The sequence below is a fragment of the Thiomonas sp. TH-17 genome (assembly GCF_057473305.1).
The window spans coordinates 1-17,914 of the sequence record NZ_JBYCKI010000132.1 but is presented as its reverse complement, the minus strand read 5'-3'; the positions used below and the strand labels follow the sequence as shown (position 1 = coordinate 17,914).

At 64.6% G+C, this 17,914-nt stretch carries 17 protein-coding genes; 14 read left to right on the top strand and 3 right to left on the bottom strand.

Annotated elements, in window-relative coordinates:
- The 11 genes from odhB to AC2VLV_RS07965 form a co-directional block, all read left to right on the top strand.
- A partial coding sequence (gene odhB / locus AC2VLV_RS08015; protein ID WP_486989479.1) for a 2-oxoglutarate dehydrogenase complex dihydrolipoyllysine-residue succinyltransferase occupies window positions 1-1,090 on the top strand: 1,090 nt, incomplete at its 5' end.
- Between the two features lie 73 nt (window positions 1,091-1,163).
- Window positions 1,164-2,597, top strand: a complete 1,434-nt coding sequence (gene lpdA / locus AC2VLV_RS08010) for a dihydrolipoyl dehydrogenase (RefSeq protein WP_486989478.1) — start codon at window positions 1,164-1,166, stop codon at window positions 2,595-2,597.
- A 10-nt stretch (window positions 2,598-2,607) separates the two neighbouring features.
- Window positions 2,608-3,705, top strand: a complete 1,098-nt coding sequence (gene zapE / locus AC2VLV_RS08005) for a cell division protein ZapE (protein WP_486989477.1) — start codon at window positions 2,608-2,610, stop codon at window positions 3,703-3,705.
- Between the two features lie 32 nt (window positions 3,706-3,737).
- Window positions 3,738-4,439 carry a hypothetical protein gene (locus AC2VLV_RS08000; RefSeq protein ID WP_486989476.1) on the top strand — a complete coding sequence of 234 codons (702 nt, stop codon included), beginning with the start codon at window positions 3,738-3,740 and terminating at the stop codon, window positions 4,437-4,439.
- A 47-nt stretch (window positions 4,440-4,486) separates the two neighbouring features.
- Window positions 4,487-5,818, top strand: a complete 1,332-nt coding sequence (locus tag AC2VLV_RS07995) for a mechanosensitive ion channel family protein (protein ID WP_486989475.1) — start codon at window positions 4,487-4,489, stop codon at window positions 5,816-5,818.
- An 89-nt stretch (window positions 5,819-5,907) separates the two neighbouring features.
- On the top strand, window positions 5,908-7,551 hold the full coding sequence (locus AC2VLV_RS07990; RefSeq protein WP_486989474.1) for an acyl-CoA synthetase: 1,644 nt from the start codon (window positions 5,908-5,910) through the stop codon (window positions 7,549-7,551).
- A 193-nt stretch (window positions 7,552-7,744) separates the two neighbouring features.
- A complete protein-coding gene (locus AC2VLV_RS07985) occupies window positions 7,745-8,494 on the top strand; it encodes an electron transfer flavoprotein subunit beta/FixA family protein (RefSeq protein WP_486989473.1) in 750 nt (249 codons plus the stop codon).
- Window positions 8,495-8,545: 51 nt separating this feature from the next.
- Window positions 8,546-9,478, top strand: coding sequence for an electron transfer flavoprotein subunit alpha/FixB family protein (locus tag AC2VLV_RS07980; RefSeq protein ID WP_486989472.1), 933 nt, complete (start codon window positions 8,546-8,548; stop codon window positions 9,476-9,478).
- Between the two features lie 90 nt (window positions 9,479-9,568).
- Entirely contained in the window at window positions 9,569-11,353 is a 1,785-nt protein-coding gene (locus AC2VLV_RS07975) for an acyl-CoA dehydrogenase (protein ID WP_486989471.1), read from the top strand.
- 1 nt (window position 11,354) lies between these two features.
- Complete coding sequence (locus tag AC2VLV_RS07970) at window positions 11,355-12,314, top strand: NAD(P)H-dependent flavin oxidoreductase (protein ID WP_486989470.1); 960 nt, start codon at window positions 11,355-11,357, stop codon at window positions 12,312-12,314.
- A gap of 57 nt (window positions 12,315-12,371) precedes the next feature.
- Window positions 12,372-12,734: an Mpo1-like protein gene (locus AC2VLV_RS07965; RefSeq protein ID WP_486989469.1), complete on the top strand. Its 363-nt coding sequence runs from the start codon at window positions 12,372-12,374 to the stop codon at window positions 12,732-12,734.
- On the opposite strand, the gene AC2VLV_RS07960 is transcribed toward AC2VLV_RS07965, so the two are convergent.
- Window positions 12,679-13,944, bottom strand: a complete 1,266-nt coding sequence (locus AC2VLV_RS07960; protein ID WP_486989468.1) for a YihY family inner membrane protein — start codon at window positions 13,942-13,944, stop codon at window positions 12,679-12,681. The genes AC2VLV_RS07965 and AC2VLV_RS07960 overlap by 56 nt on opposite strands.
- 17 nt (window positions 13,945-13,961) lie before the next feature.
- Here AC2VLV_RS07960 and wrbA point away from each other — a divergent pair, with 17 nt between their 5' ends.
- Genes wrbA through AC2VLV_RS07945 form a run of 3 tightly spaced genes read left to right on the top strand, consistent with a single transcriptional unit; the run spans window position 13,962 to window position 16,377 of the window.
- The gene (gene wrbA / locus AC2VLV_RS07955) at window positions 13,962-14,558 is read left to right on the top strand and encodes an NAD(P)H:quinone oxidoreductase (protein ID WP_486989467.1); all 597 of its coding nucleotides are present in this window, start codon (window positions 13,962-13,964) and stop codon (window positions 14,556-14,558) included.
- Between the two features lie 12 nt (window positions 14,559-14,570).
- A complete protein-coding gene (locus AC2VLV_RS07950) occupies window positions 14,571-14,960 on the top strand; it encodes a DUF2069 domain-containing protein (protein WP_486989466.1) in 390 nt (129 codons plus the stop codon).
- Window positions 14,947-16,377 (top strand): FAD-binding oxidoreductase, encoded by a 1,431-nt coding sequence (locus AC2VLV_RS07945; protein ID WP_486989465.1) that lies wholly within the window; start codon window positions 14,947-14,949, stop codon window positions 16,375-16,377. Before AC2VLV_RS07950 ends, AC2VLV_RS07945 begins: the two co-directional genes overlap by 14 nt.
- Here AC2VLV_RS07945 and AC2VLV_RS07940 read toward each other — a convergent pair.
- Together AC2VLV_RS07940 and AC2VLV_RS07935 are read right to left on the bottom strand one after the other, a co-directional pair.
- Entirely contained in the window at window positions 16,319-17,257 is a 939-nt protein-coding gene (locus AC2VLV_RS07940; protein ID WP_486989464.1) for an ion transporter, read from the bottom strand. The genes AC2VLV_RS07945 and AC2VLV_RS07940 overlap by 59 nt on opposite strands.
- Before the next feature lie 67 nt (window positions 17,258-17,324).
- On the bottom strand, window positions 17,325-17,732 hold the full coding sequence (locus tag AC2VLV_RS07935) for a ferredoxin--NADP reductase (RefSeq protein WP_486989463.1): 408 nt from the start codon (window positions 17,730-17,732) through the stop codon (window positions 17,325-17,327).
- Window positions 17,733-17,914: the final 182 nt, after the last annotated feature.

Below are 17,914 nucleotides of genomic sequence, written 5' to 3'. Positions count from 1 at the left end.
GGCTCCGGCTCCGGCTCCGGCTCCGGCTCCGGCTCCGGCTCCGGCTCCGGCTCCGGCTCCGGCTCCGGCTCCGGCTCCGGCTCCGGCTCCGGCTGCGGTTGCGACTGCGGCCCCCTCCGCAGGCGCGGCGGTGGCCATGCCGGCTGCGGCGAAGATCATGGCCGAGCAGGGCGTGAATCCGTCAGACGTGGCGGGCACCGGGCGCGGCGGCCGCATCACCAAGGTCGATGCCTTGCAGGCCGCGGCAGCGCCCAAGGCTCAGGCAACACAGACCAGCGCTACCGCAGCCAAACCAGCGGCCAAGTCCGCAGCGGCGTCGCAAATGCCCTCACTCACCATTCCCGCGTTGCAGCCAGTGGAGGCCGACCTCGATCTCGCCGCCTACACCGACCGGCCCGAACAGCGCGTGCCGATGAGCCGCCTGCGCGCGCGCATCGCCGAGCGGTTGCTGCAGTCGCAGGCGACCAATGCCATCCTCACCACCTTCAATGAAGTGAACATGAAGCCGGTGATCGACATGCGCAATCTCTACAAAGACAAGTTCGAGAAGCAGCACGGCGTGAAGCTGGGTTTCATGAGCTTTTTCGTGCGCGCCGCGGTGCATGCGCTGCGCAAGTTCCCGCTGCTCAACGCCTCGATCGACGGCAATGACGTGGTGTATCACGGCTACTTCGACATCGGCATTGCAGTGGGCAGTCCGCGCGGGCTGGTGGTGCCCATTCTGCGCAATGTCGATCAGATGAGTTTTGCCGACATCGAAAAAGCCATCGCCGATTTTGGCGCCAAGGCGCGCGATGGCAAGCTGACCATCGAGGAACTCACCGGCGGCACCTTCTCCATCAGCAACGGAGGGGTGTTCGGCTCGATGCTGTCCACGCCCATCATCAACCCGCCGCAGTCGGCCATTCTGGGCATTCATGCCACCAAAGACCGGCCCGTGGTCGAAGATGGCCAGATCGTGATTCGCCCGATGAACTACCTGGCGATGAGCTACGACCACCGCCTGATCGACGGCCGCGAAGCGGTGCTCGGCCTGGTGGCGATGAAAGAGGCGCTCGAAGACCCGGCGCGTCTGCTGCTCGATCTTTGAGTCGGGCGCCAAGCCAAGGCTTCATCTGCTTATTCGCCTCGACGCGCCGCGTGCGCGCAACCAGGAATCCATCATGTCTTCGGAATTTGATCTCATCGTCATCGGCGCTGGCCCTGGCGGCTATATCGCCGCCATCCGCGCCGCTCAACTGGGCCTGAACGTGGCCTGCATCGACGCCTGGCGCAATGCCCAGGGCGGCCCGGCGCCTGGCGGCACCTGCACCAATATCGGCTGCATTCCCTCCAAGGCGCTGTTGCAGTCGAGCGAGCATTTCGAGCAGGCCGGGCACGATTTCGCCGCGCATGGCATTGGCGTAAGCGGCCTGTCCATCGACGTGCCCGTCATGCAGCAGCGCAAGGCCCAAGTGGTCAAGCAGAACAACGAAGGCATCCTCTATCTGTTCAAGAAAAACAAGGTCACGTTTTTCCACGGCACCGCCGCGTTCAAAGGCGGCAACGCCGACACCGGGTGGCAGGTTGCCGTGACTGGCAAGGACGCCGAGCAGGCGCTGTCGGCGAAGCAGATCATCGTGGCGACCGGCTCTGTGCCGCGCAGCCTGCCCGGTCTGGACTTCGACGAGCAGCGCGTGCTGTCGAACGACGGTGCGTTGGCCATCGACGCCGTGCCCAAGACGCTGGGCGTGATCGGCGCCGGGGTGATCGGACTGGAGATGGGCAGCGTGTGGCGCCGCCTTGGTGCGCAAGTCACCCTGCTCGAAGCCATGCCCGACTTTCTCGCCGCCGCCGATGCGCAGGTGGCCAAAGAGGCGCTCAAACAGTTCACCAAACAGGGGCTGGCGATCCATCTTGGCGCGAAGATCACGGCGACCAAGGTGCTGAAAAACGGGGTGACCGTCGATTGGACCAACGTCAAGGGCGAAGCGCAGACGCTCAAGGTCGAGCGGCTCATCGTCTCCGTCGGCCGCAAGCCGAATACCGATCATCTCGGCGCCGAGGCTGTGGGGCTGAAACTCGATGAGCGCGGCTTCATTCAGGTGGACGCCGACTGCCGCACCAACCTGCCGGGCATCTGGGCGGTGGGCGACGTGGTGCGTGGCCCCATGCTGGCGCACAAGGCCGAGGAAGAAGGCGTGGCCGTGGCCGAGCGCATCGCCGGGCAGAAGCCGCACGTCGATTTCAACACCGTGCCCTGGGTCATCTACACCGCGCCCGAAATCGCCTGGGTCGGGCAGACCGAGCAGCAACTCAAGGCCGCAGGCCGCGCTTACAAGGCGGGAAGTTTTCCCTTCATGGCCAATGGCCGCGCCCGTGCGCTGGGTGACACCACGGGCTTCGTCAAAATGCTGGCCGATGCGCAGACCGATGAAATTCTCGGCGTGCACATCATCGGCCCGATGGCCTCGGAGCTGATCGCCGAGGCTGCCGTGGCGATGGAATTCAAGGCCGCCAGCGAAGACATCGCCCGCATCTGCCACGCGCACCCCACGCTGTCGGAGAGCCTGAAGGAAGCGGCGCTGGGCGTTGCCGGGCGCACGCTGAACTTCTGAACGGCGGCGCATGAACGTCACCGAGTATTTTGAGCAATCCCTGAGCGAGAGGGGCTTTACCGCAGACGCTGAGCAGCTCGCGGGCGTGGCCCGTCTGCAGCAGTGTTACGACGAATGGGTCGAGTACAAGTCGCGCCGATCGAGTGCCATCCGCCGTGCCCTGGTGCATCCCGAACTGCCACGCGGGGTTTACCTCTACGGCGGCGTGGGGCGGGGCAAGTCGATGCTGATGGATGCGTTTTTTGTCACCGTGCCGCTGCTGCGCAAAACGCGGCTGCACTTCCATGAGTTCATGCACGAGGTGCAGCGCGAAATGGCCGCCTTGCAGGGTACCGTCGATCCGCTGACCGAGCTTTCCAAACGCATTGCGCGGCGCTTCAGGCTGATCTGCTTCGACGAGTTTCACATCAGCGATGTGACCGACGCCATGATCCTGCACCGCCTGCTCGATGGCTTGTTCGATCATGGCGTGCAAATGGTTGCCACCTCCAACTTTCATCCTGACGATCTTTACCCTGACGGTCTGCACCGCGACCGCATTCTGCCCGCCATCGAACTCATCAAACAGAAAATGGACGTGGTCAAGATCGATGCCGGCGTGGACTATCGCCACAAAGCCCTGCGCGAACTCAACCTCTACATCACCCCGCTGGGAGATGAGGCGCAAGCCCGCATGGAACAGGCCTTCGAGCGCATGGCTTCGAGCACCGAAGAAGACCCGGTGCTGACCATCGAAGGCCGCGAGGTGCAGGCGCTGCAACGCGCCGGCGGCGTGGTGTGGTTCAGCTTTCACGAACTCTGCGAAACCGCGCGTTCGCAAAACGACTACCTCGAACTCGCCAGCCGCTTTCACACCGTGCTGCTGTCCGACGTGCCGCTGATGACCGAAGACATGGCCAGCGCCGCGCGTCGCTTCACCCTGCTGGTGGACGTGCTGTACGACCGCCGCATCAAACTGATTCTGTCTGCCACCGTGCCGCCCGAGCAGCTCTATGTGCATGGGCCGCTCGACTATGAATTCACCCGCACCGTCTCCCGCCTGAACGAAATGCAGAGCGCCGAATATTTGCGCGAGGGGCGGCGCCAGGGCGAGGCCACGTTGGTATGAGCGTCTTCCGAAAAGTTTTTCCAATCGGGTGTGTGCTGATAGCTTGCCTGGGTTCGAGCGCAGCCCTGGCGGCGACGGTGCAGCCCACCTCGGCACAAGACGCTGCGCAACAAGCCGCCTTGCAGCAGCAGCGCGCGCAGGTGCAGGCTGAATACGCGGCGCAGCGCGGCGCCTGTCTGCGGCGCTTTTTTGTCAACGACTGCCTCGACGCGGCACGCGAGAAGGAGCGTGCCGCACTGACCCCTATCGACACCGATCTGCAGGCCATTGCATTGCGCGGCCGCATGCGTGCTGCCGAAGACGAACTCCGCCGGGTGCAGGCGAATAGGGCCGGCTCACAGCGCGGGCAGCCCGACCGCGAGCAAGCCGAGCAGCAGAGCGCGGCACGCGAAGCCGACCTTGCACAGCGACAGCAGCAGGCCGCCCAACAAGCGGCCCAAAACACAGCACATTCCGCAGCACAGGCCGCAGCACAGGCCGCAGCAGTGCCGCCGAATGCTCCTGCCGCCGCTGCGCCTGTGCCAACGCCTACGGAGCGCTTGTTTCCGTCCCCAGCGCCGCAAACCCAGATCAGCCCGGCGCAGCGCGCGGCGGAGGTCAAGCAGGCGGAGGCCGACTTCGCCGCCAAGCAAAAGGCCTACGCCGAGAAGCAGGCCGAGCAGGCGCGCCAGAATGCCGCGAAACCGTCGGCAGCCCCGTTGCCGGTGCCGTCACCCAGTGCGCCGCTGCGCTAGCAGCCTGTCGGGCTACCATGCCCGCCTGTTCATTCGGGCTTTTGCGCATGTTGATTGAATCTCCCCTTATCGCGGCGTTCACCCACCCATCCCCAGAGCAACTGCGCCTGCAGATCGGCATTCTGCTGGGCGTTGTGGCGCTGGGTGTGCTGCTGGGTACGGCGCTTGAAAAGCAGGTGCGCAAGCTGCCCAACTGGAAGACGGCGTTTCACGCGACCTGGCGCTACGGCCTGGGATTTCCTGCGGTGGCCTTGCTGGCGCTGGTTCTGGTGCGGCACGGCTCGCATCTGCTGCTCAAACTGCCGCTGCTCAAAGTGGCGCTGCCGGTGTTGGCGGTGCTGCTGCTGGTGCGTCTGGCCGGTTCCGTCGCAAGGCAACGGTTTTCCAAGGATGGCGGCGTGCGCTATCTGGTGCGGGTGGTCAGTATCGGCCTGTGGGTGACGCTGGCCCTGCATCTGGCAGGTGTGCTGCCAGAAATTCACGAAGCGCTCGATGCGCTGTCGATCACCCTGGGCAGTCAGCGCCTTTCCGGCTGGACCTTGCTCAAGGGCGCGGCGTCCATCGCCGTCACGCTGCTGCTGGCGCTGTGGGTCTCGTCGTTGCTGGAAGCTCGTCTGATGCGCTCGCCGCTGGACGCCAGCCTGCGTCTGGTTTTCACCCGGCTGCTGCGTTCGGTGGTGCTGCTGGTGGCCATCCTCACCGCCTTGCAGATGGTGGGCATCGATCTCACCGTGCTCAGCGTGTTCGGCGGCGCTTTGGGCGTCGGCCTCGGTTTGGGTTTGCAGAAAATCGCGGCCAACTACGTTTCGGGCTTTGTCATTCTGCTCGAGCGCAGTCTGCGCGTCGGTGACAACGTGCGGGTGGAGACTTTTCAGGGCCAGATCATCGACATCAAGACCCGTTACACCCTGGTGCGCAGCGCCGGGGGCACGGACTCCATCGTGCCCAACGAAATGCTGATTGCCAACCGCATCGAGAACCTCTCGTATAACGACCCCAACGTCTGGCTCTCGACCACGGTGGGCGTGTCGTACGACACCGACATTGAAAAGGCGCTGGCGCTCATCAAAGAGGCGGCGCAGTCCGTGCCGCGCGTCTTGCAGAGCCCCGGCCCGAGCGCGGTGCTCGATGCGTTTGGCGACAGCGCGATCAACATCACCGTGGGCTACTGGATTGCCGACCCGGAACACGGCACACTAGGCGTGCGCGGCCAGGTCAATCTCGCCATCTGGCATGCGCTCAAACAAAATGGGATCGAGATTCCGTTTCCGCAGCGGGTTCTGCAGTGGGCGCCAGGCAAGGAACCTGCCGCGCCCACGCCGACCTCCCCAACGCGGCAAGGCCCCAGCCGCCCGGAACCAGACGACGCCAGCGACTAAGGGCTTGTGTCGGGCCTGTGAACGCAAGGTCTGCGAAAGGCGTCTGCTGCAGCATGTTGTCGAGACAAGGAGACCGCGAGGAGACCCATATGCAAGACGCTGACCTCACCCCCAATCGCGCCAACCACGCACCGCTCACGCCGCTGATCTTTCTGGATCATGCCGCCGACCTCTATCCGCAGCGTCTGGCCATCCTCCATGGCAGCGTGCAGCGCAACTGGGCGCAGACGCGCGAACGCTGCCGACGTCTGGCATCGGCCCTGGTGCGACGGGGCCTGCAGCGCGGGGATGTGGTGGCGGTCATGCTGCCCAATGTGCCGACCATGGTGGAAGCGCATTTCGGCGTGCCCATGGCCGGGATGGTGCTCAACACCCTCAACACCCGGCTCGACGCCGAGGCGCTGGCCTACATGCTGCTGCACGGCGGCGCCAAGGCCGTGCTGGTCGATCCCGAACTGGCGGCGGTGATGCAGCGGGCCGTGGCGCTCGCGGTGGAGCAGGGCCTGGCGCCGCCGCTGGTGATCGACGTGTCCGATCCGGAGTTCGTGCCCGGCGGCCAAGGCATCGGCGCGCTGAATTACGAGGCGCTGCTCGCCGAAGGTCTGGCGAGTGAGGCGTTGCCCGATGTGGCCGACGAGTGGGATTCGATCTCGCTGAATTACACCTCCGGCACCACCGGCAAACCCAAGGGCGTGGTGTACTCTCATCGCGGCGCGTATGTGAATGCGGTGTCCAATATTCTCGAATGGGACATGCCCAAGCACCCGGTCTATCTGTGGACCCTGCCCATGTTTCACTGCAACGGCTGGTGCTTTCCGTGGACGGTGGCCGCGCGGGCCGGGGTCAACGTCTGTCTGCGCAAGGTTGAGGCGCAGGCCATTTTCGACCGCATCCGAAGTGCGGGCGTGACGCATTACTGCGGCGCGCCCATCGTCCACAATCTGCTGGTCAATGCGCCCGCCGAGATGAAAGCCGACATTCACCACGCGGTGCGGGCCATGGTGGCCGGCGCCGCGCCACCCGCGGCACTGATCGAGGGGCTCGAAGCCATGGGCTTCGACCTGACTCACACCTACGGCCTCACCGAGGTGTATGGCCCGGCGACGGTTTGCGCCAAACAGGCGTCCTGGAATGAACTGCCGCTGCCCGAGCGCGCGCGCTTGAATGCCCGGCAGGGCGTGCGCTATCACCTGCAGAATGCCGCGACCGTGAGGAACTCGGACACCCTGGAAGAAGTGCCGCACGATGGGCAAACCCTGGGCGAAATCATGTTTCGCGGCAACATCATGATGAAAGGCTATCTGGGCAACCCCGAGGCGACCGAGCAGGCCTTTCACGGCGGTTGGTTTCACAGCGGCGACCTCGCTGTGGTCGATCCCGACGGCTACATCAAGATCAAGGATCGCAGCAAAGACGTCATTATTTCGGGCGGGGAAAATATCTCCAGCATCGAAGTCGAAGATGTGCTTTACCGTCACCCCGCTGTGCTGGTGGCTGCCGTTGTGGCTATGCCCGATCCGAAATGGGGCGAGACTCCCTGCGCGTTTGTCGAACTCAAGCAAGACCGCACGGCGACCGAAGAAGAAATCATCGCGTTCTGCAAAACCCACCTCGCGGGCTTCAAAGTGCCGCGCAAAGTGATCTTTGGCGAGGTGCCCAAAACGTCCACCGGCAAGATTCAGAAATACGCCTTGCGCGCGCAGGCGCATTCCCGCGAAGCGATTGATCTGTAGAAATCCGCTTTGAAAGCGGCCTTCCTGATTCCGCCAAAGGTAATGTGCTCTTTGCGCGGGGCTTGATTTGCGGCCGCGTCCGTCGTTACACTGCCAAAAACGAACGGTCGTTCTATTATGGGTCGGTCGGCCCGTTCAGGTCAGGGCGCTGCCTATACTGACCCCACACAACAAACCCTACTGGAGCAATTGCATGAAAGTGCTGGTCGCGGTCAAGCGCGTGGTTGATTACAACGTCAAGGTGCGGGTCAAGTCGGATGGCAGCGGCATCGATACCGCCGGTGTGAAGATGAGCATGAACCCGTTTGACGAGATCGCTGTGGAAGAAGCGGTGCGACTCAAGGAAAAGGGCGCGGCGACCGAAATCGTCGCGGTGAGTTGCGGTGTGACCGCCTGCGGCGAGACCCTGCGCACCGCCATGGCGATCGGCGCCGACCGCGGTGTGCTGGTGGAGAGCGAGGCCGAGTTGCAGCCCCTGGCCGTGGCCAAGCTGCTCAAGGCCGTGGTCGAGAAAGAGGGTACCCAGCTGGTCATTCTGGGCAAGCAGGCCATCGATGACGATTCCAACCAGACCGGGCAGATGCTGGCTGCTCTGCTGGGCTGGTCGCAGGCTACCTTTGCGTCCAAGGTCGAACTCGACGGCACGCAGGCGAAAGTCACCCGCGAGGTGGATGGCGGTCTGGAGACGATTGCAGTCAAGCTGCCCGCCGTCATCACTACCGACCTGCGGCTCAACGAGCCGCGTTATGTCACCCTGCCCAACATCATGAAGGCGAAGAAAAAGCCGCTCGACACGCTCAAGCCCGAAGATTTGGGCGTGGATGTGAGCCCGCGACTGAAAACGCTGAAGGTCGCCGAGCCGCCCAAGCGCGGCGCGGGTGTGAAGGTGCCGGATGTCGCCACGCTGGTCGCCCGTCTGAAGACCGAGGCCAAGGTCATCTGACCTGCCTTCCCTGAGCGGCTTTTCGCAAGCAACCCATTCGAGGATTTTTCCATGACCGCACTCGTCATTGCCGAACACGACAACCAGGTTCTCAAACCCTCCACCCTCAACACCATTGCCGCCGCGCTGCTGTGCGACCCGCAAGTGCATGTGCTCGTTGCCGGGCAAAACTGCGCAGCGGTTGCCCAGGCGGCCGCGCAGGCTGTCGGCGTGAGCAAGGTGCTGTGCGCCGACGCGCCGCAGCTTGCCGCGGGCCTGGCGGAAGCCGGCGCGGCGCAAGTGCTGGCTTTGGCACCGTCCTACAGCCACATCCTGACGCCGGCCACGGCCTTCGGCAAAAACATCGCCCCGCGCGTGGCGGCCCTGCTCGATGTGGCGCAGGTGTCCGACATCATTCATGTGCACAGCCCCGATACTTTCGACCGCCCCATCTACGCCGGCAACGCCATTGCCACGGTGCAGAGTGCGGACAAGATCAAGGTCATCACCGTGCGCACTACAGGCTTCGACCCGGTGGCCGCGGCGGGTGGGACGGCAGAGGTGAGCAGCATTGATGCAGTGGCCGATGCCGGGCTGTCCAGCCTGGTGGGGCGCGAAACGACCAAGAGCGAGCGGCCTGAACTCACCGCGGCGAAGATCATCGTCTCCGGCGGGCGCGGCCTGGGCAGCAAGGAAAACTTCGAGGCCGTGATGACCCCGCTGGCCGACAAACTCGGCGCCGCGATGGGCGCCAGCCGCGCTGCGGTCGATGCGGGCTATGCCCCCAACGACTGGCAGGTGGGGCAAACCGGCAAGATCGTCGCGCCGCAGCTTTATGTGGCCGTGGGCATTTCCGGCGCCATCCAGCATCTGGCCGGCATGAAAGACAGCAAGGTCATCGTCGCCATCAACAAAGACGAAGAAGCGCCGATCTTCGGCGTGGCCGATTACGGTCTGGTGGCCGACTTGTTCACCGCCGTGCCGGAAATGGTCAAGCAGCTTTGAGGTTTAAACCCAGCCCGTTCACAACGTGTTGACACCCGCCGACAGCCGCGCAGACGGCTGCACCCCCAACATCCCCAGACGGAGACTCGCATGAGCTATACCGCCCCCATCCGCGACATGATGTTCGATCTCGAACATCTCGCAGGACTGGAGTCCATTTCCAAACTGCCGGGCTTCGAGGACGCGACCCCCGACACGGCGGCAGCGGTGCTGGAGGAATGCGGCAAATTCAACCGCGATGTGATCGCCCCTCTGAACCGCGAGGGCGACCTCCATCCCAGTGCCTGGGCAGACGGCAAGGTGACGACCACCCCGGGGTTCAAGCAGGCGTTCCGGCAATTCGTCGATGGCGGCTGGCAAGGGCTGCAACATCCGGTGGAGTTTGGCGGGCAGGGTTTGCCTAAAAGCATCTCGGCGGCCTGCACCGAAATGCTCAACAGCGCCAACCTCAGTTTCGCGCTGTGCCCGCTCTTGTCAGACGGCGCCATCGAAGCCTTGCTCACTGCGGGTACCGATGCACAGAAGCAGCGCTACATCCCCAGGCTGATCTCGGGCGAGTGGACGGGCACCATGAACCTCACCGAGCCGCAGGCGGGCTCTGATCTGGCGCTGGTGCGCAGCCGCGCCGAGCCGCAGGGCGACGGGACTTATCGGCTGTTCGGTCAGAAGATTTACATCACTTATGGCGAGCACGACATGGCGGACAACATCGTTCACCTGGTGCTGGCCCGCCTGCCGGATGCGCCGGCGGGGGTCAAGGGTATTTCGCTGTTCATCGTGCCCAAGGTGCTGGAAGACGGGCGGCGCAACGACGTGTGGTGCGCCTCCATCGAACACAAGCTGGGCATCAAGGCCAGCCCGACGGCGGTGCTGATTTACGGCGACGGCAAGGGCGAGGCGGGAACAGGAGCGATTGGCGAGTTGGTGGGCGAGGCCAATCGCGGGCTGGAATACATGTTCATCATGATGAACGCCGCCCGCTACGCCGTGGGCCTGCAGGGCATTGCCGTGGCCGAGCGGGCTTATCAGCAGGCGGCGGCCTATGCAAAGGACCGGGTGCAGTCGCGCCCGGTGGACGGCAGCGCGGCGCAGTCGGTGAGCATCGTGCATCACCCCGATGTGCGCCGCATGCTCATGACCATGCGCGCGCTCACCGAAGGTTGCCGCGCACTCGCGCTGGTGGCCGCCAGTCTGCACGATGTGGGTCGCGCCCATCCCGATGCCGGGCAGCGCGCTGCGCACGAGGCGGCCTACGAGTTTCTGGTGCCGCTGGTCAAGGGCTACTCGACAGAGATGAGCATCGAGGTGGCGAGCCTGGGCGTGCAGGTGCACGGCGGCATGGGCTTCATCGAAGAAACGGGAGCGGCCCAGCATTACCGCGACGCCCGCATTCTCACCATCTACGAAGGCACCACGGCCATCCAGGCCAACGATCTGGTGGGCCGCAAGACGGTGCGCGACGGCGGCGCCCTGGCGCTGCACTTCGCCGCGCGGGTGAGCAAGGTCGAAGAGGCGCTCACGGCGACGGGCGATGCGCAAGCCGTGAGCATGGCCGGCCAGCTGCGGCAAGCCCGCGAGGCGTATGCGCAGGTGGTGGCGTTTGTTGCGGCGCACGGCAAGTCCGACCCCAATGCGGTATTTGCGGGCAGCGTGCCGTATCTGATGCTGGCGGGCAATCTGATGGCTGGATGGCAGATGGCGCAAAGCTGGCTGGCCACGCGCGATCTGCCAGCTGATGAGGCCGCCTTCGCCCGAGCCAAACGGGCTACCGCAGCGTTTTACTGCGCCCACATCCTGCCGCGTTGCGGCGGTTTGCGCGACGCGGTCTTGAGTGGCGCCGACAGCGTGATGGCCCTGCCGGTGGAGGCGTTCTGAGATGAGTCTGCCCGCCATTCTTTCCAAGCTGCGGTTGCCTGTCATCGGCTCGCCGCTGTTCATCATCTCCAATCCCAAGTTGGTGATCGCGCAATGCACGGCGGGCATTGTCGGCAGTTTTCCCGCGCTCAACGCCCGCCCGGCGTCGCAGCTCGACGAATGGCTGGCCGAAATCACCGAGGCGCTTGCCGCGTGGAACGCTGCCCACCCCGAGCAGCCCGCTGCGCCGTTCGCGGTCAACCAGATCGTTCATCGCAGCAACGAGCGCCTGGAGCAGGACATGATGCTCTGCGCCAAGTACCGCGTGCCCATTGTCATCACCTCGCTGGGCGCACGCCCCGAGGTGAATCAGGGCGTGCATGGCTGGGGCGGCATCGTGCTGCACGATGTGATCAACCAGACCTTTGCGCACAAAGCGGTGGAGAAGGGCGCAGACGGCCTCATTCTGGTGGCGGCCGGCGCCGGCGGACACGCGGGCACGCAATCGCCTTTTGCGCTGGTGCAGGAAACCCGGCGCTGGTTCGACGGGCCGGTTGTGCTTTCTGGCGCCATTGCCTGCGGTGACTCGGTGCTTGCCGCGCAGGCCATGGGGGCGGATCTGGCTTATATCGGCAGCGCTTTCATCGCCACCGACGAGGCGCGCGCCGCCGAAGGCTACAAGCAGATGATCGTGGACAGCAGCGCGCAAGACATCGTGTACTCCAGTCTGTTCACCGGCGTTCACGGCAACTACCTGCGCGGCTCGATTGCCGCCGCCGGGCTCGATCCCGACCATCTGCCCGAGGGCGATCCGAGCAAGATGGATTTCGCCGCCGCCATTGGCGGGGCCAAAGCCTGGAAAGACATCTGGGGCTGCGGCCAGGGCATAGGGGCCGTGGGCCGGGTGCAGCCCGCCGCAGATCGGGTGGCGCAACTGCAGCGGGAATACGAAGCCGCGAAAAAGAGGCTCTGCGTGAGCTGAAGCTCCGACGGCTCGCCTATAGTGGTGAAGTACCAGGCACGAATCTGGAGATACCCCATGCGTGCACATCATCATCACCCGTCGGCCCAGCATGACGCGCCGTCCCCCCCCAACGCCGAGCAACTGGCCGGGGCGCGCACGTTTGTCGAGTTTTATCCGCTGTATCTGGCCGAGCACCGGCAGCCGCTCACCCGCAGGCTGCATTTTGCCGGCTCGACCCTGGCGCTGGTCTGCCTGTTTTTTCTCATCTTCACCGCCAACCCGTGGTGGCTGCCTGCAGCCGTCATCTGCGGATACGCATTCGCCTGGGCGGCCCACTTTTTTGTCGAACACAACCGTCCGGCGACGTTCAAGCGCCCGCTTTTCAGCTTGATGGGCGACTGGGTGATGTGGTGGCAGATGCTGACGCATCGGCTGTGAGGGGCGGTTCTGATAGCAGTTGGGCCAGACTCCAGTCGCGCTCTTCATCGCTGAGCATGTGACCAAGCAGGGCCGAGGTGTGAGTGGCGCGCTTTTTATCGAGCAGCAGCACGTCGATCAATGGCCCAAGGGGTGTGGACTCGGGGTTGCACAGCAGCGCCCAGCGCGAGGGGCTGCGGGGCTTGGCGGCAACCTTACCGATCCAGCCCAGACGTTCCAAAACGGTGAGCAGGTCTTGCAATTGCAGGGGGTCGATGCGCAGGCGCCTGGAGAGTTGGTCGGCGGGCAGGCCGCAATCGGGCGCCAGGCGCGCGCCGTGGAGCTGTTTGAGCACTTGCACCGCGTTGAGAAACTCGGCGCCGGCATAGCCGTCCAGCCGGATCGCGCGCACGCGCAGCGAGGGCAGGTAAGCCGCGATCATGGCGCCGACCAGTACGGCAATCCAGCTGAAGTAGATCCACAGCAGCAGCAGGGGCAAGGTGGCGAAGGTGCCGTAAACCGCGGTGTAGGTGGTGACGGTCGAGAAGTACCAAGCCAGCGCCCGCCCGCCCAGACTGAAAGCCAGCGCGGCGACGAATCCGCCAATGAGCGCATCGCGCCAGCGCACTTCGGTGTTGGGAATGAAGCGGAACAGCGCCGCCAGCGCCACAGCCATGACGGCCCACGAAGCAAAGCTCAGCAGGGCGCTGGCTCCTCCGGGCAGGTGATGCAGCAAGCCGCGGTGCGCGCCCGCGACATAGCTCATCAGGCCGATGCTCGCGCCCAGAACCAGCGGCCCGAGGGTGAAGCCGGCCCAGTAGAGCAGCACCCGCTGCGCCAGTGAACGGGGCCGCGGGGTGCGCCAGATGGCGTTGAGCGCGCGGTCGACGGTCAGCATCATCGAAGTCGCGGTGACGATAAGAAAAACCACGCTGACCGCCCCGAGGCTCTTGGCCTTGGCGGCGAAATCGCTGAGGTAGTGATACACCTTGTCCGAGATGCCATCGGGCAGCATGGCTTGAGCTAGGTGTGCCTGAACCAGCCCCTGCATTTTGTCGAACGCAGGAAACGCGGTGAACACCGCCAGCACCACGGTGAGCAGGGGCACCAGGGAGATGAGGGTGGTGAAGGTGAGACTACCAGCGGTTTGCGCCAGATTGTCCTGAGCAAAGCGTCGGGCCAGGGTGCGCAGGCTGGCGAGCAGGGTATCTGAGGGGCGAAGGCGGGGCATGGCAATACGATAGCGGCATGAAAGACATCCTGATTCTGTATTACAGCGTACACGGCGGCACTCGCACGCTGGCCGAAAGTATGGCGCAAGGCGTGGCGCAGGTGCCGGGGGCGCTGCCGAGGGTGCGTACCGTGCCCCGGGTGAGTACCGTTGCGGAACAGACCGCACCGCCCATTCCCGACGATGGGCCGCCTTATGTAGAGCTGAGCGACCTGCAGGAATGCGCCGCTCTGGCGCTGGGCTCGCCCACGCGGTTTGGCAATATGGCCGCGCCGCTCAAATACTTTCTCGACCAGACCTCGGCGCTATGGCTTTCGGGCGCTTTGGCGGGCAAGCCGGCGGCGGTGTTCACCTCCACCGGCACGCTGCATGGCGGGCAGGAAAGCACGCTGCTGTCGATGATGCTGCCGCTGCTGCACCACGGCATGCTGATCGTCGGCCTGCCCTACACCGAGACCGGGCTGATGACCACCCGTGGCGGCGGCACGCCCTACGGCGCCAGCCATCATGCCGCGCCCGACGCCAGTCTGCCGGTGAGCGAAGAAGAAAAGCGCCTGGCCTTCGCGCTGGGGCAGCGTCTGGCGCGCGCGGCGCTCAAGCTCGCGGCAGACTGAACCGAGCGCATGATGTCGGACTCTTCTCAACCCTTATCCACCGCCTCCTGGCAGCATGTCTGGCACCGGGGCGCGGTGGCCAGCCTGCTGGCGCTCATCCTGCTGTGTGTGGTCTGGGAGCTTTGGGTGGCGCCGCTGCATCCCGGAGGATCGCTGCTGGTGCTCAAGGTGCTGCCCCTCCTGCCCGCCGTGCCCGGCGTGCTGCGGGGCAGGGCGCAGACGTTTCGCTGGCTGAGTCTGCTGTTGTGGTTTTACGCGGCCGAGGGCATCACCCGCGCGCTGACCGACCCCAGCGCCGCCTCGCGCGGGCTGGGGTGGATTGAATTGCTGCTCTCGCTGCTGTTGTTCCTCAGCGTGGCCGGTTTTTTGCGCACCGGAGCGCCGCGCCATGCTGACCGCTGAACAGCATCGCTTCCTGGACGCCTTGCGCGCCTTGCTGGGCACGTCGCATGTGCTGCACCAGGCGGAAGACTGTGCGCCCTATCTGACCGATTGGCGCAAACGCTATCAGGGACGCGCGCTGGCCGTGGTGCTGCCGGGCGACGCCGCGCAAGTGGCCGGGGTGGTGCAGCTTTGCGCGCTGCATGGCGTGCGGGTGGTGCCGCAGGGCGGCAATACCGGCCTGGTCGGCGGGGCCACGCCAGACGCCAGCGGCGAGCAGATCGTGCTGAGCACACGGCGGCTCAATCGCATTCGGTCCATCGACCCCGCCGGCGGCGTGCTCATCGCGGAAGCCGGGTGCATTCTGGCCACCGTGCAGCAAGCAGCAAGCGAGCACGGCCAGCTGTTCCCGCTGTCTTTGGCTGCCGAAGGCAGTTGCACCATAGGCGGCAACCTCTCGACCAACGCCGGCGGCACGGCGGTCTTGCGCTACGGCAACGCGCGCGAGCTGTGTTTCGGACTGGAAGTCGTCACCGCGCAGGGCGAGGTGCTCGACGCCCTCAACCTGCTGCGCAAAAACAATACAGGCTACAGCCTGCGCGATCTATACGTTGGCGCCGAGGGCACGCTGGGCATCATCACCGCTGCGGCGCTCAAGCTCTTTGCGCAACCGGCGGCGCAGATCACCGCGCTGGTAGCGGTGCAGGACGTGGCCGCCGCCATTGGTCTGCTCGGTCTGGCCCAGGCCCGGCTGGGGTGCAGCCTGACCGGCTTTGAGCTGATGAGCGCGCACAGTCTGCAACTGGTGCAGCAGCATTTTCCGCAGCTCGCTTTGCCTTTTGAGTTGCCCAGCGCCTGGTGCGTGCTGCTGGAGTCGAGCGAAACCGAGGGCGAGCCGCAGGGCAGGGCGCGTCTGGAGTCACTACTGGAGACCGCGCTGAGCGATGACCTGATCGTCAACGCAGCCGTGGCGCAGAGCCTGGCGCAAAGCCAGGCGCTCTGGCATCTGCGTGAATCGATTCCGCTGGCGCAGGCGCAGGAAGGGCTGAACATCAAGCACGATATCGGCGTGCCGCTGTCGCGCATGGTCGCCTTCGTCGAATCCACCGCCGAGCTGGTCACGCAGGCGCTGCCCGGCGCACGTCTGGTGGTTTTCGGCCATCTGGGCGACGGCAATCTGCACTACAACGTGCAGGCCCCGGTGGGCGTGGATGCTGCGCGCTTTCTGGCCGAGCATCAAGCCGTTTGCAACCGCATCGTGCACGATGCCGCGGTGGCTTGCGGCGGAACGTTCTCGGCCGAACACGGAGTTGGCCAGCTCAAACGAGACGATCTCGCGCGTTACGGCAACCCCGTGGCGCTGGCCCAGATGCGCGCCCTCAAGCAGGCCCTCGATCCGCAGAATCTGATGAATCCGGGGAAGATGTGGCCCGGCTGATGACCGGCAGCGCTTCGCCGCAGCGGCGGCAATAGCGGGCATCCGCAGTGTGCCCGACCAGCCCGCAACGCGAGCACGCCGTGGCATCCTCCTCTTCCGCCTGGCGGTGTTCTTCGACGCGGCGCTGGTTTCGATACGAGTTGATCAGCTCCGCTGAATAGATGCCCGTCGGCACGGCGATGATGCCGTAGCCCACGATGATGATGCCCGCGGTGATGATCTGCCCCAGCGCCGTCTTCGGCGTGATGTCGCCGAAGCCCACCGTAGCCATGGTGACGATGGCCCAGTAGATACCGCGCGGAATGCTGGTGAAGCCGTTTTGCGGCCCCTCGACCAGATACATGATGGAGCCAAAAATGGTGGTCAGCGTCAGCACGCTGAGCACGAACACAAAAATCTTGTTCTTGCTGCGGGACAGCGCGTCGAGCATCTGATTCGACGCGCTGGTGTACTCCATCAGCTTGAGAATCCGGAAAATACGCAGCACCCTGAAAGTCCGGATGACCGTCAGATGGCCCGACCCCAGAAACAGCAACTCCAGATACGCCGGCAGGAAAGACAGCAGATCGATGATGCCGAAAAAGCTGCGCGCATACCGCCACGGGTTCTGCACCACGGACAGCCGAAGCACATACTCCAGCGTGAAGGCGATGGTGAAAATCCACTCAAAAACATAAAACACTCCATGCGCACGAACATACACGGCATGCACGGAATCGAGCACGGTGATCAGCACGCTGAGCAGAATGAAGCCGATCAGCACCAGATCGAACAGCTTCTCGTCGCGTTCGTCGTGGTAATACATCACCCGATACCAGTACGCCCGCCACCCCTCCTTGGAGCGCGGCGCGAGCTTGGTGCTGGACTGTCGGTTTTGCATGGGCGTAGGCGTATGTGAGTTGCGTCGCGATTTTATGGGGACGCAACTCGGGCCACTCGGCCACCGATCAATAGAGCTCGAAAAAGACATGGCGAGCCCCTTTCCGTTCCAGAACGACCTTGCATTCGGCCACCATGGCAGCCGAGCCGCAGACGTAGAAGTCGGTATTCGCGCTATCGAAATCTGCGCTGTCGATGGCTTGCGTGACCCGCCCCTTGAAGCCTCCGGCCGGAGGTTCTTCGCGACTGAGGCACCGCACGACGAGCCCGGGCAGGGGATGAATGCGGGCGGTGATGTCCTCCGCGGCAGTCCGGCAGCCAAAATACAGCACGGCGCCGTCGAGCTCGGCTTGCTTCTCAAGCTGCCGAAACATCGGCAGGAACGGGGCGAGTCCGGTGCCCGTCGCAATGAAGACCTTGCGGCGCGAATTCGAGGCCAGAGAGAAGGCGCCGAGTGGCAGCTCGACTTCTGTCACGGCTCCAGGCTCGGCTCCGATGACAAATTGCGACCCGCATCTGACCTGCCCCCTTGCGCCGTACCAACGTTAAGTCAGGAGTCCAGGTTGCAAGGTTAATTCACCTCGTTGGTGGTTGCGGGGTGAGCAGCATCGCCAGCGCGCTGGCGATGCTGCTCGGCGAATCGCGCCGGAGGTATCCG

Coding starts and splice junctions, on each gene's coding strand:
- AC2VLV_RS07965 (WP_486989469.1), top strand. CDS start 12,372: ATGCGTGCACATCATCATCACCCGTCGGCCCAGCATGACGCGCCGTCC.
- AC2VLV_RS07975 (WP_486989471.1), top strand. CDS start 9,569: ATGAGCTATACCGCCCCCATCCGCGACATGATGTTCGATCTCGAACAT.
- lpdA (WP_486989478.1), top strand. CDS start 1,164: ATGTCTTCGGAATTTGATCTCATCGTCATCGGCGCTGGCCCTGGCGGC.
- AC2VLV_RS07995 (WP_486989475.1), top strand. CDS start 4,487: ATGTTGATTGAATCTCCCCTTATCGCGGCGTTCACCCACCCATCCCCA.
- AC2VLV_RS07970 (WP_486989470.1), top strand. CDS start 11,355: ATGAGTCTGCCCGCCATTCTTTCCAAGCTGCGGTTGCCTGTCATCGGC.
- AC2VLV_RS07960 (WP_486989468.1), bottom strand. CDS start 13,944: ATGCCCCGCCTTCGCCCCTCAGATACCCTGCTCGCCAGCCTGCGCACC.
- AC2VLV_RS07980 (WP_486989472.1), top strand. CDS start 8,546: ATGACCGCACTCGTCATTGCCGAACACGACAACCAGGTTCTCAAACCC.
- AC2VLV_RS07940 (WP_486989464.1), bottom strand. CDS start 17,257: ATGCAAAACCGACAGTCCAGCACCAAGCTCGCGCCGCGCTCCAAGGAG.
- wrbA (WP_486989467.1), top strand. CDS start 13,962: ATGAAAGACATCCTGATTCTGTATTACAGCGTACACGGCGGCACTCGC.
- AC2VLV_RS07950 (WP_486989466.1), top strand. CDS start 14,571: ATGTCGGACTCTTCTCAACCCTTATCCACCGCCTCCTGGCAGCATGTC.
- AC2VLV_RS07990 (WP_486989474.1), top strand. CDS start 5,908: ATGCAAGACGCTGACCTCACCCCCAATCGCGCCAACCACGCACCGCTC.
- zapE (WP_486989477.1), top strand. CDS start 2,608: ATGAACGTCACCGAGTATTTTGAGCAATCCCTGAGCGAGAGGGGCTTT.
- AC2VLV_RS07945 (WP_486989465.1), top strand. CDS start 14,947: ATGCTGACCGCTGAACAGCATCGCTTCCTGGACGCCTTGCGCGCCTTG.
- AC2VLV_RS07985 (WP_486989473.1), top strand. CDS start 7,745: ATGAAAGTGCTGGTCGCGGTCAAGCGCGTGGTTGATTACAACGTCAAG.